Origin of the sequence: Pseudomonas kilonensis (genome assembly GCF_001269885.1) — a bacterium.
In the GTDB taxonomy this organism is placed as follows: Bacteria; Pseudomonadota; Gammaproteobacteria; order Pseudomonadales; family Pseudomonadaceae; genus Aquipseudomonas; species Aquipseudomonas kilonensis.
Genome location: NZ_LHVH01000028.1, coordinates 22,620 through 37,091, shown reverse-complemented (window position 1 = coordinate 37,091; position 14,472 = coordinate 22,620). Strand labels below are relative to the sequence as shown.

The following is a 14,472-nucleotide window of genomic DNA, read 5'->3' as shown; positions in this document are numbered from 1 at the left end:
AGGTTTGCCGGTATGATAGGCGCCCCCGCAGTCCGGATTGCGAATACGCCATGACTCTGCAGTACCCAACCATCGCCGATTGCGTCGGCAACACTCCGCTGGTCCGTTTGCAACGCTTGCCCGGCGTGACCACCAATACGCTTTTGCTCAAGCTCGAAGGGAATAACCCGGCGGGTTCGGTCAAGGACCGGCCGGCGCTGTCGATGATCACCCGTGGCGAATTGCGCGGGCAGATCCAGCCCGGCGATACGCTGATCGAGGCGACCTCCGGCAACACCGGTATTGCCCTGGCGATGGCGGCGGCGATCAAGGGCTACAAGATGATCCTGATCATGCCCGACAACTCCAGCGCCGAACGCAAGGCGGCGATGACGGCCTACGGTGCCGAGTTGATCCTGGTGACTCAGGAGGAGGGCATGGAAGGCGCCCGGGACCTGGCCGAGCGCATGCAGGCCGAGGGCCGTGGCAAGGTGCTGGATCAGTTCGCCAACGGCGACAACCCCGAGGCCCACTACACCACCACCGGCCCTGAGATCTGGCGCCAGACCGACGGCACCATCACTCATTTCGTCAGCTCGATGGGCACCACCGGCACCATCATGGGCACCTCGCGCTACCTCAAAGAACAGAACCCGAACGTGCAGATCATCGGCCTGCAGCCGATGGAAGGCTCGGCCATCCCCGGTATTCGTCGCTGGCCCGAAGAGTATCTGCCGAAGATCTACCAGGCCGAGCGCGTGGATCGCATCATTGATATGGCCCAGAGCGAAGCGGAGGACGTGACCCGTCGCCTGGCTCGCGAAGAAGGCATCTTCTGCGGCGTGTCTTCGGGCGGTGCCGTGGCGGGGATGCTGCGCCTGTCCAAGGAAGTTGAAAATGCGGTGATCGTCGCGATCATCTGCGACCGTGGCGACCGTTACCTGTCGACCGGCATTTTCGACGCGCCCAACTGATGGCCAAACAAGAAAGAGGCTTGCGCTTCCAGCCCAGCGGCGGAAGCCGGGCCCCGCAAGTGCCCACCGGTAAAAAGCAGCGCTTGACCATTGAGCGCCTGGCCAACGATGGCCGCGGCATCGCCTTTGTCGAGGGGCGCACCTGGTTTGTCATCGGCGCCCTGGCCGGCGAAGAAGTCGAGGCGCGGGTGCTCGGTGCCCATGGCAAAGTGGTCGAGGCGCGCACCGAGCGGGTGTTCCTGCCCAGTGAGCTGCGGCGTGCGGCGCCGTGTGTTCATGCCGGTCGCTGCGGCGGTTGCAGCGTCCAACATTTGCCCCATGACGAACAACTCGCCCTGAAACAGCGCATGCTCGCCGAGCAGTTGTCGCGGGTGGCCGGGGTGGTGCCAGAGGAATGGGCCGCTCCCCTGAGCGGGCCGGAGTTCGGTTATCGGCGTCGCGCCCGGGTGGCGGTGCGCTGGGACCAGAAGGCGAAAAAACTCGAAGTCGGTTTCCGTGCCGTCGGCAGCCAGGACATCGTTGCCATCGGTGATTGCCCGGTGCTGGTACAGCCCTTGCAGCCGATCATGAGCCGCCTGCCGGAGATGCTGCGTCGCTTGAGCAAACCCCAGGCGCTGGGGCATGTGGAGTTGTTCGCCGGTTCGTCCCTCGCGGTATTGCTGCGCCACATGGCGCCGCTGTCGGAGGCCGACCTGACGATCCTCAAGGACTTCTGCGTTTTCCATGAAGCCCAGTTGTGGTTGCACGGTGAAGGTGAACCGCAACCGGTCGAGCCCGGGCAGGCCCTGGGGTTTCGCCTGGATGCCTGGGACCTTGAGCTGGCGTACCGGCCGGGGGACTTCATCCAGGTGAACGCCGGGGTCAATGAAGCGATGATCGCCCAAGCCTTGCAATGGCTGGCGCCGCGCCCCGAGGAACGGGTGCTGGATCTGTTCTGTGGGCTGGGCAATTTTGCCTTGCCGCTGGCCCAAAGCGTGCGCCAGGTAGTGGCCGTCGAAGGCGTGCAAACCATGGTGGACCGTGCGGCGGCCAATGCCGTCAGCAACAATTTGAATAACACTGCCTTTTTTCAGGCTGATTTATCCCAGCCTCTGGCCGATGCCGAATGGATCGGCGAAGGCTTTTCTGCGGTACTCTTGGACCCACCCCGTGACGGTGCTTTCGAGGTGGTGCGCAAGCTGTCGTCCCTGGGTGCCAAGCGGTTGGTCTATGTATCGTGCAACCCGGCAACTTTGGCCAGGGATACGGTCGAACTGATCAAGCAGGGCTACCGGTTAAAACGTGCCGGGATTCTCGATATGTTTCCTCAAACGGCACATGTCGAGGCCATGGCGTTATTTGAAGCGAGCCAGGATGGCTTGTCCGACTGACCCGTTCGTGCCAACCCGCCACAGTCCTGGGCGCAAACACGGGCATGAAGGTCAGCGAAGTTGACGCATTGAATCTGCGTCGTAGGGAAGGTAAGTAAAGATGGTACAGGTGAGAGCACACCAGCCGATCAACACTGACGGCAGTATCAATCTCGAGGCTTGGCTCGATCATGCGGTCAGCGTCGACATGGCACTGGATCGCGAAGCCTTGAAAGCCGCCTGCGAGTTCGCTCGCGAGGCGGAGCAGCAACACAACGCGGCGAAGAACCTGTGGTCCGAAGGCACCTCGAGTTTCCAGACGGGCCTGGAGATCGCCGAAATTCTCGCTGACCTCAAGCTCGACCAGGACTCCCTGGTGGCGGCGGTGCTGTACCGCGGCGTGCGCGAAGGGCAGATCCAGCTACCGGTGGTCAGCCAGCGTTTCGGCACGGTGGTGGCCAAGCTGATCGACGGCGTGCTGCGCATGGCCGCCATCAGTGCCAGCCTCAGCCCGCGCCAATCGATGGTGCTGGGCACCCAGGGCCAGGTGGAAAACCTGCGCAAGATGCTGGTGGCGATGGTCGACGACGTGCGCGTCGCGCTGATCAAGCTGGCCGAACGCACCTGCGCCATCCGCGCCGTGAAGTCTGCCGATGACGAAAAACGCAATCGCGTCGCCCGGGAGGTGTTCGACATCTATGCACCCCTGGCCCACCGTCTCGGCATCGGTCACATCAAGTGGGAGCTGGAGGACCTGTCCTTCCGCTACCTGGAGCCCGATCAGTACAAGCAGATCGCCAAGCTGTTGCATGAGCGGCGGCTGGATCGCGAGCGCTTCATCACCGATGTGATGACCCAACTGCGCGAAGAGTTGCAGGCCACCGGCGTGGTAGCCGACATCAGTGGCCGGGCCAAGCACATCTACTCGATCTGGCGAAAAATGCAGCGCAAGGGCCTGGAATTCAGCCAGATCTACGACGTTCGCGCCGTTCGCGTACTGGTCCCGGAAATGCGCGACTGCTACACCGCGCTGGGGATCGTCCATACCTTGTGGCGGCACATTCCAAAGGAGTTCGACGACTACATCGCCAACCCCAAGGAAAACGGCTATCGCTCGTTGCACACCGCCGTGATCGGCCCCGAGGGCAAGGTACTGGAAGTGCAGATCCGCACCCATGCCATGCACGAGGAGGCCGAACTGGGCGTCTGCGCCCACTGGAAATACAAGGGCACCGACGTCAAGTCCGGGTCCAACCATTACGAAGAGAAAATCTCCTGGCTGCGCCAGGTGCTCGAGTGGCATGAGGAACTGGGTGACATCGGCGGCCTGGCCGAACAGCTGCGGGTCGATATCGAGCCGGACCGGGTCTATATCTTCACCCCCGACGGCCACGCCATCGACCTGCCCAAGGGCGCGACGCCGCTGGACTTCGCCTACCGGGTCCACACCGAGATCGGCCACAACTGCCGTGGCGCCAAGATCAATGGGCGGATCGTACCGCTCAACTACAGCCTGCAGACCGGTGAACAGGTCGAGATCATCACCAGCAAGCACGGTACGCCGAGCCGCGACTGGCTGAACCCGAACCTGGGCTACATCACCACCTCGCGGGCACGGGCGAAAATCGTCCACTGGTTCAAGTTGCAGGCTCGCGACCAGAACGTCGCCGCCGGCAAGACCTTGCTCGAGCGTGAACTCGGGCGCCTGGGCCTGCCGCAGGTGGATTTCGACAAGCTGGCCGAAAAAGCCAACATGAAAACCGCCGAGGACATGTTCGCCGCCCTCGGTGCCGGCGATCTACGCCTGGCGCAGTTGGTCAACCTGGCCCAGCAACTGGTGGAGCCGGAGCGGGGCAACGAGCAACTGGAGCTGATCCCGCGCAAGGCCACCGGCTACAAGCCAGGCAAGCGCGGCGATATCCAGATCCAGGGCGTGGGCAACCTGATGACCCAGATGGCCGGCTGCTGCCAGCCATTGCCGGGGGATGCGATCGTCGGCTACATCACCCAGGGCCGTGGCGTGAGCATTCACCGCCAGGACTGTGCCTCGGTGCTGCAACTGGCCGGTCGCGAGCCGGAGCGGATCATCCAGGTCAGTTGGGGCCCGGTGCCGGTGCTCACCTACCCGGTGGACATCGTCATCCGCGCCTACGACCGATCCGGTCTGCTGCGTGACGTGTCCCAGGTGTTGCTGAACGAGCGGATCAACGTACTGGCGGTCAACACCCGTTCGAACAAGGAAGACAACACCGCGCTGATGTCCCTGACCATCGAGATTCCGGGGCTGGATGCGCTGGGGCGGTTGCTGGGGCGGATTTCCCAGTTGCCGAACATCATCGAGACCCGGCGTAACCGGACGCCGGGGTGATCCCTAACCACTAATGTGGGAGAAAGCCTGTGGGAGCTGACCTGTGGGAGCAAAGCTTGCTCGCGATAACGGTGGGTCAGCCTCTATATGGGTTGGGTCCACAGCCCCAATCGCGAGCAAGCTTTGCTCCCACAGGCTCTCTCACCACAGGCTGCTCCTATGGATTATTTCCCACAGGGCTTTGTGTGATGAGACGGATTTAATGTACAGCCTTGAAGACCTGCTCCACCTGATGAACCGCCTGCGGGACCCGCAGTACGGCTGCCCGTGGGACATCCAGCAAACCTACGCGACCATCGTCCCTCATACCCTGGAAGAAGCCTACGAAGTGGCCGATGCCATCGAGCGCGGCGACTTCGATCACTTGCAGGGCGAGTTGGGCGACCTGTTGTTCCAAGTGGTGTATTACAGCCAACTGGCCCGGGAAGAAAACCGCTTTGAGTTCGCCGGCGTGGTCGACAGCATCACCCGCAAGCTGATCCGTCGCCATCCCCATGTGTTTCCTACCGGTGACCTGTATGCGCCTGTGGATATCCCGCGCCTGAGCGAAGAACAGGTCAAGCAGCGCTGGGAGGAAATCAAGGCAGAGGAGCGGGCCGAGAAAGTCGCGGCGCCCGAGCAGTTGTCGTTGCTCGACGATGTGCCGGGGGCGCTGCCGGCGTTGTCCCGTTCGGCGAAGTTGCAGAAGCGTGCGGCTCAGGTTGGTTTCGACTGGCCAGGCCCGTTGCCGGTGCTCGACAAAGTCCGGGAGGAATTGGACGAAGTGCTCGAAGCCATGGCCGACAATGATCCGGTGGCCATCAGCGACGAGATCGGTGACCTGCTGTTCAGCGTGGTGAACCTGGCTCGCCACCTCAAGGTCGACCCGGAAACCGCCCTGCGCGACGCCAACGGAAAATTCGAGCGGCGGTTCCGATTTATCGAACAGGCATTGCGCGACACCCACCGTCCCATGGAAGATTGCACCCTCGAAGAGTTGGACGCCTTGTGGGGCGAAGCCAAACGTCAGGAAAAGAATTTGCCCAGCTGTGGCTGAGGCCGTTGCCTAAGTGAGTAAGCACCATGAGCCTTTCCCTTCGCGACCAGTTGCTCAAAGCAGGGCTGGTCAACCAAAAGCAGGCCAAGCAGGTCGGCAAAGAGAAACAGAAGCAGCAACGCCTGGCCCATAAAGGCCAGATCGAACTGGATGACTCCCAGCAGCGTGCCGCCCAGGAGGCGATGGCCGAAAAGGTCAAGCGCGACCAGGAACTCAACCGTCAGCAGCAGGAAAAGGTCGAGCAGAAGGCTCGGGCCGCGCAGATCAAGCAATTGATCGAAGTCTCGCGCCTGCCGAAGCTGACCACTGAGGACTATTACAACTTCGTCGACGACAAGAAGGTCAAGCGCATCTCGGTCAACACGCTGATGCGCAACAAGCTGAGCAGTGGCTCGCTGGCGATTGTCCACCATGCCGGCGGCTACGAAGTGATCCCGCGCGAGGCGGCCCTGAAGATCCAGGAGCGCGACCCCCAGCGCATCGTCCAGCTCAACACCCAGACCGAAGAAGTGGATGCCGATGATCCGTACGCGGCGTATCAGATTCCTGATGATTTGATGTGGTAAGCGGGGCTGTAAGCTAAACGCACAACTTGGAGCATCTGCAGAGGCCTCCAGAAAAACTGTGGGAGCCTGTGGGAGCAAAGCTTGCTCGCGATAGCGCAGTATCAGGCAATATTTTTCTGTCTGACACAGTGCTATCGCGAGCAAGCTTTGCTCCCACAGGCACAAGTCCCATAGGGGTTTGTGTTGTTCAGGATTCTGCTATCTCACGCGAGCGCTGCCGCTCCTCACACTCCAGCTCGGCCTTGTAGCTGTGGGCGTCCGTTTCGGAGTGGAACATCCCCACCAGTAAATCCTGTTGATGCACATCCCAGATCCGGATACCGGCGGCAATGCCTTCGTGGGACATGTGAGCGTCGTCGCGTTCAGTTACTTTCACAGTCATCTTGCAAGCTCCAATCTCTGTTATCTGCAGCAAGGCGTGTGCAGGGCTTTGTTATAGATTTTGGTAGCGTGCTAAGTAAATGCTTCGGCGTGTTAAGAAATTTTCATGGAAAGCGCAGCAATCCTGCAGGCCAGGCAGTGCGCGGCATTCGGTCGCAGGTGTTGTTCATGAAAAAGGTTTCATGTTGCAGCGGCAAGCCTTGAGTGAGCGCAAGCCCCCTGTGGGAGCGGGCTTGCTCGCGAAAGCGGTGTATCAGATGGAGCTGCTTTGTCTGACACACCGCTTTCGCGAGCAAGCCCGCTCCCACAGGGTCATTGGGTGGTCATGAAGTCCTGGCAAATAAAAAGCCCCGCATCGGCGGGGCTTCTTGTTATCGGCGTCAATCAGCTGCCTTTCACAGCCTTGCCGTTGACCGTACCGTCCAGGAGCATGATGTTGTACTCCTTGCCGTCGGTCTCGACCTGTTGCAGGCGCACCAGCAGGTAGTCCCAGTCCTTGGCGAACCAGAGCACGGTGATGCGCTTGCTTTGTGTCGGGTCGCGCACGCGCTCGACCTTGATCGCCTCGATCTGGCCGGCCTTGGTGTCGACCTTTTCCGATCCCAGCACGCGGAAGTCATAGGTATCGATTTCGCCATCATCGACGACCTGATAGCTCATGCTTTTCTTGCCTGCCGCCACGTCGTGCTGCAGGGCCAACTGGTAAGTGGATTTATCGACCATGCCACGGTTGAGCGGCAGCTTGACCGCGTCACCGCGATCGGTGCCGGTGACCATCTTGGTGTTCCAGTCGAAGTCCAGGTCGGCCTTCTTGGCTTTGCCCAGGCCACCGCGTTCGAAGTGGTAGGACTGCGGCAGCAGGGTGTCCTTGTCCAGGGTCAGGGTGCTTTCTTCGGTCAGGCTGGCGATCATCATCGAAGCCTTGAAGCTCAGCTTCCAGGTGCCGTTGGCTTCCTTGGTCAGGCTGCGCTCGGCAGTGCCGCTCATGGGCAACTGTTTCCAGTCGGCGGTGTAGCTGGCGGAGAACGGTTGAAGGTCTGCGGCCTGTGCCAGGGGCAAGGCAAGCAGAGCGCAAGCGAAGAGCAGGGCGCGACGCATAAAATCTCCTAGTATCGAATCAAATGGCCGCTGGCGGCGAGCAACTGGCCGTCCAGTGAGGCACCGCGATCGTCGAGGGTCAGCCTTCCTTCGGCAAACCAACGCACGGCCATCGGGTAGATCTGGTGCTCGCGGGTGTGAACCCGTTGCGCCAGGCTTTGCGGCGTGTCGTGCAACTCTACCGGTATTACTGCCTGTACGACCAGTGGTCCGCCATCGAGTTCCTCGGTGACAAAGTGCACAGAGCAGCCGTGCTCCGTGTCTCCGGCCTCCAGCGCCCGCTGGTGAGTGTGTAACCCTTTGTATTTGGGCAGCAGCGAGGGATGGATATTGAACAGGCGGCCCTGGTAGTGACGCACGAAGCCAGCGCTGAGGATGCGCATGAAGCCAGCGAGGACCACCAGTTGCGGATTGAAGGTGTCGATTTGCTCGATCAGCGCGGCGTCGAAAGCTTCGCGGCCCTCGAACGCCTTGTGATCCAGGACGCGGGTGTCGATACCCGCCTCCTTGGCGCGTTGCAGGCCGTAGGCATCGGCGCGGTTGGAAATCACCGCGCGGATACGGACCGGGCTGTCGCCGGTCCGTGTGCTGTCGATCAAGGCCTGCAAGTTACTGCCGGTGCCGGACAGCAGCACCACCACGTCACAGGTTGCGGACATCAGTGCGCCTTAAGGTTTTTCAGCTCGACCTGTGCAGCGCCTTCGGCCGCGATAGCGATCTGGCCGATGACCCAAGGCTGCTCGCCTGCTTCACGCAATACGTTCAGGGCCGTCTCGACGTGCTCCTGGGCCACGCAGATGACCATGCCCACGCCGCAGTTCAGCACGCGGTGCATTTCGGTTTCATCGACATTGCCTTTCTCTTGCAGCCAGTCGAACACCGCCGGGCGGGTCCAGCTCGCCACGTCGACCACGGCCTGGGCGCCTTTTGGCAGCACGCGCGGGATGTTGTCCAGCAGGCCACCACCGGTGATGTGGGCCATGGCCTTGACGGCGCCGGTGTCCTTGATCAGCTTGAGCAGCGGCTTGACGTAGATGCGGGTCGGGGCCATCAGCAGGTCGGCCAGTGGCTTGCCGTCGAGCTGGGTGTTTTCGATGTCGGCACCCGAAACTTCGATGATCTTGCGGATCAGCGAGTAGCCATTGGAGTGCGGGCCGGAGGACGGCAGGGCGAGCAGGGCATCGCCAGCGGCGACTTTCGAGCCGTCGATGATCTCGGCCTTTTCCACGACGCCGACGCAGAAGCCGGCCAGGTCGTAGTCTTCGCCTTCGTACATGCCAGGCATTTCAGCGGTTTCGCCGCCGACCAGGGAGCAGCCGGACAGCTCACAGCCAGCGCCGATGCCGGTCACGACCTGGGCGGCGGTGTCGACGTTGAGCTTGCCGGTGGCGTAGTAGTCGAGGAAGAACAGCGGCTCGGCGCCGCAGACCACCAGGTCGTTCACGCACATGGCCACCAGGTCGATGCCGATGCTGTCGTGCTTGTTCAGGTTCAGGGCCAGGCGCAGCTTGGTGCCGACGCCGTCGGTGCCCGAGACCAGGACCGGTTGCTTGTAGCCGGCCGGGATCTCGCAGAGGGCGCCGAAACCGCCCAGGCCGCCCATGACTTCCGGACGCGCAGTGCGCTTGGCGACGCTCTTGATGCGTTCGACCAATGCTTCACCGGCGTCGATGTCTACACCGGCGTCCTTGTAGCTCAGGGAGGGTTGCTTGCTCATGATCCAGGCCTTTAGGGGGGGGATTTCTGGGTAACGACCGACGCCGGGGCCATTGAATAACCGTTGTACGAATTATTCCGGGAGCCCAGCCATTGCCGGTCTGCGAAGGCGCGCGATTTTATCAGGCTTGAGGGGCAGCGGCCATCCTCGCGCCGACGGGCAGGGACATATCCACGGAAAAAAACCGATATTTCTTATATTGGTACTGCGTAGCGCGTCTGTATAAGGTGTAGCGGTAACCGGTTATGGTGATGACCGTGCGAAACTTCCACCGGGCGTGTGAATGTTTTGCCGGTTGCTGTGGTCACAGCCATGCTCAATCTTCTTCACACGGCCTGTTCCAGCCGTTATGTCCGGGAATCTTCCATGCGTTTGTTCAAATTCTTGTCCGTGAGCTGCTTATCGCTGATCAGCCTGGCGAGCCATGCCGAAACCGTCAATGGCCTCTATCAAGTGCTCGAACCGGTCACCAGCCAGACGCCGGAGGAGCGCAACCAGGCGACGCTACGCGCCCTGGACACGCTGGTGCTGCGCCTGACCGGCGACGCCAAGGCTGCCCAGAATCCCGGCTTGGCGGCGCTGCGCCAGGACCCGCAGCAGATCATTCTTCAATATGGCTACGACGCCGGCCCGCCGGAAAGCCTCAAGGTGGACTTCGACCCGGCGAGCACCGACCGGGCATTGCGCTCGGCAGGTTTGTCGCTGTGGAGCGCGAACCGGCCATCGATCCTGGGCTGGTGGCTGAACGACTCAGCCGAGGGCTCCAGCCTGGTGGGCGATGGCCAGGCCAGCGCCACGCCATTGCGGCGTGCCGCCCAGCATCGGGGGCTGGCATTGCACCTGCCGCTGGCGGACTTGAGCGAGCAGATCGTTGCCACCGCACCCAACCTGGAAGGCAGCGACCCGGCGCCTTTGCGCGATGCCTCGGAGCGCTACGCGACAGACGCCTTGCTGGCGGTCCATGCCAAGGAAGAGGGTGGACAGTGGCACGGCACCTGGCGCTTGTGGCTGGGCGAGCAGCGTGAGCAGGGCACTGCCCAGGGCGCCGATCCGGCCGCACTGGCTGACGCGGTGATGCTGGCGGTGAACCAGCGCCTGGCGCCACGCTTCGTCGCCAAGCCGGGCGTGGCGACTGAACAGTTGCTGGAGGTGCAGGGCATGAACCTTGAGCGGTATGCGGCGCTTGGGCGTTTGCTCGAACCATTTGGTGGGCAGTTGCAGCGGGTCGAAGGCGACCGGATCGTCTATCGGGTCAACGGCAGTGCCGAACAACTGAAGGCGCAGTTGGCCCTGGCGAAACTGCAGGAGATCCCGCCCGGCGAGGCCGTCGCGCCAGTGCCAGTGGCGCCGCCCGCCGCCGATGGCTCGGCCCCGGTTGCAGCACCTGTGCCGGCGCCGGCAGCCAATCTGCGGTTCCGCTGGTAGGTTTTCTTTCTTTATATAGCTAGGAGTGGTTCATGGGCGATACGCGGCGTTGGTTCTGGTTGGGCGGGGTTGCCCTGCTGATTGCGCTAATCTATTTGCTGCATCCGATCCTTACGCCGTTCCTGGTTGCGCTGCTGCTGGCCTATCTGTTCGACCCGGTGGTGGATCGCCTGGAAAAACTCGGCCTGTCGCGAACCTGGGGCGTTGTGGCGGTGTTTGCGCTGTTCACCTTGATCGTGGGCGCGCTGTTGCTGGTGCTGATCCCGATGCTCGCCAAGCAACTGCTGCGCCTGTACGAATTGGCGCCGCAGATGCTCGATTGGTTGCAGCACAGCGCGGTGCCGTGGGTGCAGTCGAAGCTGGGGTTGGCGGACGGTTTCTGGAAGTTTGACAAGGTCAAGGCGGCCATCAGCGAGCACATGGGCCAGACCACCGATATCGTCGGCGTGGTGTTGAGCCAGGCCACGGCCTCGAGCCTGGCGTTGATCGGCTGGCTGGCGAACCTGGTGCTGATTCCGGTCGTGGCCTTCTATCTGCTGCGGGACTGGGACCTGATGATGGCGAAGATTCGCAGTCTGCTGCCGCGTCACCGTGAAGAACGCATCATGACCCTGACCGGCGAATGCCACGAAGTGTTGGGGGCGTTCGTGCGCGGGCAACTGCTGGTGATGGTGGCCCTGGGTTTCATCTACGCGGCAGGGCTGATGTTGGTGGGCCTGGAGCTGGGCCTGTTGATCGGCCTGATCGCCGGCCTGGCCGCCATCGTGCCGTACATGGGTTTTGTGATTGGTATTGGCGCGGCATTGATCGCCGGATTGTTCCAGTTCGGCGGCGACCTGTACCCGATGGTGGGCATCGTCGCGGTGTTCATGGTCGGTCAGGCCCTGGAGGGCATGGTGCTGACGCCGCTGCTGGTGGGCGACCGCATTGGCCTGCATCCGGTGGCGGTGATCTTCGCGATCCTGGCGGGGGGCGAGTTGTTCGGCTTCACCGGGATCCTGCTGGCGCTGCCGGTGGCGGCGGTGATCATGGTGCTGGTGCGTCATATGCACGATTTGTACAAGGATTCGGACATCTATAGTGGCGCCGAAGACCCTGATCTGTAGGGCGAATGTCGGGCGGAGCGTCAGGGAAACCGCCGCTCCGCTGTCTTACCGCTGCAAACCTTTGATTTTGCTCGTGGTCCGGCGCATTGTGCGGTCCGCGCCACGGGTATAAACTTTGCGCACTTTACACAGAGGCCACTAACGGTTCCTTGGGAACTGTTCAGTCAGCATGAAACCGATTCAGCTGCCCCTAGGTGTGCGTCTGCGTGATGACGCCACCTTTATCAATTACTACCCAGGCGCCAATGCCGCAGCACTCGGCTATGTTGAGCGGCTTTGCGAAGCCGACGCCGGCTGGACCGAAAGCCTGATCTATCTGTGGGGCAAGGACGGGGTAGGGCGCACGCACCTGTTGCAGGCCGCGTGCCTGCGGTTCGAGCAATTGGGCGAACCGGCGGTGTACCTGCCGTTGGCCGAGTTGCTCGATCGCGGCGTTGAAATCCTCGACAACCTCGAACAGTACGAACTGGTCTGCCTGGACGATCTCCAGGCCGTGGCCGGCAAGGCTGACTGGGAAGAAGCGCTGTTTCACCTGTTCAATCGGTTGCGCGACAGCGGTCGGCGCTTGCTGATCGCCGCGTCGACGTCGCCACGGGAGCTGCCGGTGAAGCTGGCGGACCTCAAGTCCCGTCTCACCCTGGCGCTGATTTTCCAGATGCGCCCGCTCTCCGACGAAGACAAACTTCGTGCCTTGCAGCTGCGCGCGTCCCGGCGTGGCCTGCACCTGACCGACGAAGTCGGGCATTTCATCCTCACCCGGGGCACCCGCAGCATGAGCGCGTTGTTCGAGCTGCTCGAACGCCTCGACCAGGCCTCACTCCAGGCCCAGCGCAAGCTGACTATTCCTTTTTTGAAAGAAACTTTGGGCTGGTAGAACCGTTGCAAGTAGTGGCTCTTCGCCTGCTCTGGACGCGGCGAAACCCGCGGTCCTGCTGGGCGGCAGGCCACGAGACGTTCAAAATGGGCTTAAGCGCTTAGATGTAAACGTAAAACCGAGAAGTCACATTTGCATCGATTGAATTTGCAAATGAGGTTGATAGAAGGCATAGTCTCGCCATCTTTACTACTTCAGCCACGGTCGTGCCCATGCTAAATCGCTTCGCACCCCTCGTGCCTCTCGCACTCGTTACCCTGTTGTTTGGTTGCGCTGCCCACTCTCCAGTGACCCAGCAAGCGCCACAACCTCAGGTCAAGAATACCGTTACCGCCCAGTCTTCCTCCGTTGCGTTCCAGGAAGAAATGGCCTCCGACAAAGAGCTCGCAGCCTTCGCCGGCAGCAAGCCTTACCAGCTTCCAGTACTGGCTGACAGCATCCTGGAACGCGGCATGTCGTTGATCGGTACCCGCTACCGTTTTGGTGGTACCTCTGAAGCCGGCTTCGATTGCAGCGGTTTCATTGGTTATCTGTTCCGCGAAGAGGCCGGCATGAACTTGCCGCGTTCCACTCGCGAAATGATCAACGTGAACGCCCCACTGGTGGCTCGCAACCAACTGGAACCCGGTGACCTGCTGTTCTTCAGCACCAACGGTCGTCGCGGTCGTGTCAGCCACGCCGGTATCTACCTGGGCGACAACCAGTTCATCCATTCCAGCAGCCGCCGCAGCGGTGGCGTGCGGATCGACAGCCTGGGCGACAGCTACTGGAACAAGACCTTCATCGAAGCCAAGCGCGCCCTCGCCATGGCACCGACTGTGGTTACTGCCCGCAAGTAAGCACACAGTTTGTAAGGCAAACTTAAAGTCTTACTTGAAGTTTGCCATATAGTCGCTAGAATCCTGATCATTGTTTGATGGCAATCCGCCTGCGTACTCCGCAGGCGGATTTGTTTTCATGCCCACGGCAGAAAAGCCGCATCCAGATCAGGATTGTTCTGCATATGTCGACGTCGGCCCGCCTCGCTCTCATGTTTCTCGCCGTGCTGCTCAGCGCGTGCGCCAGCCGCACTCCACCGCCGCCTGCTCCAGTGCGGGCTCCGATAGTCTTTGCTCCCGCGCAACCCTTTTCTCCGGCCGCCGAAGATGTACTCTTCCGGGCGCTTGGCCTGGTGGGCACGCCTTATCGCTGGGGTGGTAACACGCCGGATTCGGGTTTTGATTGCAGTGGCCTGATTGGCTATGTGTACCGCGACGCTGCGGGTATTGCCCTGCCACGTTCCACACGGGAAATGATCAGCATGCGGGCCCCTGAAGTGGGTAAGGACGCGCTGCAGAGCGGTGACCTGGTGTTCTTCGCCACCAACGGCGGTTCCCAGGTCAGCCATGCCGGGATCTATGTCGGCGAGGGGCGTTTCGTCCACGCGCCGGCCACGGGGGGTACGGTCAAGCTCGATAGCCTGTCCAAGGCTTATTGGCAGAAGGCCTATCTGGGCGCCAAGCGTGTGTTGCAGCCGGAACACCTGGCGCGCAATCCCTGAGTTGTTGTTGCCCTGATCTGTGGGAGCAAAGCTTGCTCGCGAAACAGGCACCTCGATCT

Annotated in this window: 14 protein-coding genes; 10 read left to right on the top strand and 4 right to left on the bottom strand. The window is 61.7% G+C overall.

Going from position 1 to position 14,472, the window contains the following annotated elements; genetic code table 11:
- The first annotated feature begins 50 nt into the window (after window positions 1–50).
- The 5 genes from cysM to AD662_RS21505 all read left to right on the top strand — a co-directional run bounded on the left by cysM (window position 51) and on the right by AD662_RS21505 (window position 6,272).
- Entirely contained in the window at window positions 51–953 is a 903-nt protein-coding gene (cysM, locus tag AD662_RS21525) for a cysteine synthase CysM (protein ID WP_003204682.1), read from the top strand.
- Window positions 953–2,323, top strand: a complete 1,371-nt coding sequence (gene rlmD, locus AD662_RS21520) for a 23S rRNA (uracil(1939)-C(5))-methyltransferase RlmD (RefSeq protein WP_053189708.1) — start codon at window positions 953–955, stop codon at window positions 2,321–2,323. Before cysM ends, rlmD begins: the two co-directional genes overlap by 1 nt.
- Window positions 2,324–2,423: 100 nt before the next feature.
- Complete coding sequence (relA, locus tag AD662_RS21515; RefSeq protein WP_003204671.1) at window positions 2,424–4,670, top strand: GTP diphosphokinase; 2,247 nt, start codon at window positions 2,424–2,426, stop codon at window positions 4,668–4,670.
- A 202-nt stretch (window positions 4,671–4,872) separates the two neighbouring features.
- Complete coding sequence (mazG, locus tag AD662_RS21510; protein WP_053189707.1) at window positions 4,873–5,706, top strand: nucleoside triphosphate pyrophosphohydrolase; 834 nt, start codon at window positions 4,873–4,875, stop codon at window positions 5,704–5,706.
- A gap of 26 nt (window positions 5,707–5,732) precedes the next feature.
- Complete coding sequence (locus AD662_RS21505) at window positions 5,733–6,272, top strand: DUF2058 domain-containing protein (RefSeq protein ID WP_003204668.1); 540 nt, start codon at window positions 5,733–5,735, stop codon at window positions 6,270–6,272.
- 187 nt (window positions 6,273–6,459) lie between these two features.
- On the opposite strand, the gene AD662_RS21500 is transcribed toward AD662_RS21505, so the two are convergent.
- The 4 genes from AD662_RS21500 to purM form a co-directional block, all read right to left on the bottom strand.
- Window positions 6,460–6,654, bottom strand: a complete 195-nt coding sequence (locus tag AD662_RS21500; protein WP_053181103.1) for a hypothetical protein — start codon at window positions 6,652–6,654, stop codon at window positions 6,460–6,462.
- Window positions 6,655–7,037: 383 nt separating this feature from the next.
- A complete protein-coding gene (locus AD662_RS21495) occupies window positions 7,038–7,751 on the bottom strand; it encodes a DUF3108 domain-containing protein (RefSeq protein WP_018610347.1) in 714 nt (237 codons plus the stop codon).
- An 8-nt stretch (window positions 7,752–7,759) separates the two neighbouring features.
- Entirely contained in the window at window positions 7,760–8,410 is a 651-nt protein-coding gene (gene purN, locus AD662_RS21490) for a phosphoribosylglycinamide formyltransferase (RefSeq protein WP_018610350.1), read from the bottom strand.
- Window positions 8,410–9,468 carry a phosphoribosylformylglycinamidine cyclo-ligase gene (purM, locus tag AD662_RS21485; protein WP_018610352.1) on the bottom strand — a complete coding sequence of 353 codons (1,059 nt, stop codon included), beginning with the start codon at window positions 9,466–9,468 and terminating at the stop codon, window positions 8,410–8,412. The genes purN and purM overlap by 1 nt, the downstream gene beginning before the upstream one ends.
- A gap of 366 nt (window positions 9,469–9,834) precedes the next feature.
- Between purM and AD662_RS21480 the strand changes: the two genes are divergently transcribed.
- From AD662_RS21480 to AD662_RS21460, 5 genes are all read left to right on the top strand, one after another.
- Window positions 9,835–10,893, top strand: coding sequence for a DUF2066 domain-containing protein (locus AD662_RS21480; RefSeq protein ID WP_053189706.1), 1,059 nt, complete (start codon window positions 9,835–9,837; stop codon window positions 10,891–10,893).
- A 32-nt stretch (window positions 10,894–10,925) separates the two neighbouring features.
- Entirely contained in the window at window positions 10,926–11,999 is a 1,074-nt protein-coding gene (locus AD662_RS21475) for an AI-2E family transporter (RefSeq protein WP_053189705.1), read from the top strand.
- 169 nt (window positions 12,000–12,168) lie between these two features.
- Complete coding sequence (gene hda, locus AD662_RS21470) at window positions 12,169–12,873, top strand: DnaA regulatory inactivator Hda (protein ID WP_003178999.1); 705 nt, start codon at window positions 12,169–12,171, stop codon at window positions 12,871–12,873.
- 212 nt (window positions 12,874–13,085) lie between these two features.
- The gene (locus AD662_RS21465) at window positions 13,086–13,712 is read left to right on the top strand and encodes a C40 family peptidase (protein ID WP_053189704.1); all 627 of its coding nucleotides are present in this window, start codon (window positions 13,086–13,088) and stop codon (window positions 13,710–13,712) included.
- Window positions 13,713–13,876: 164 nt separating this feature from the next.
- Window positions 13,877–14,413, top strand: coding sequence for a C40 family peptidase (locus tag AD662_RS21460; protein ID WP_053189703.1), 537 nt, complete (start codon window positions 13,877–13,879; stop codon window positions 14,411–14,413).
- Window positions 14,414–14,472 lie beyond the last annotated feature (59 nt).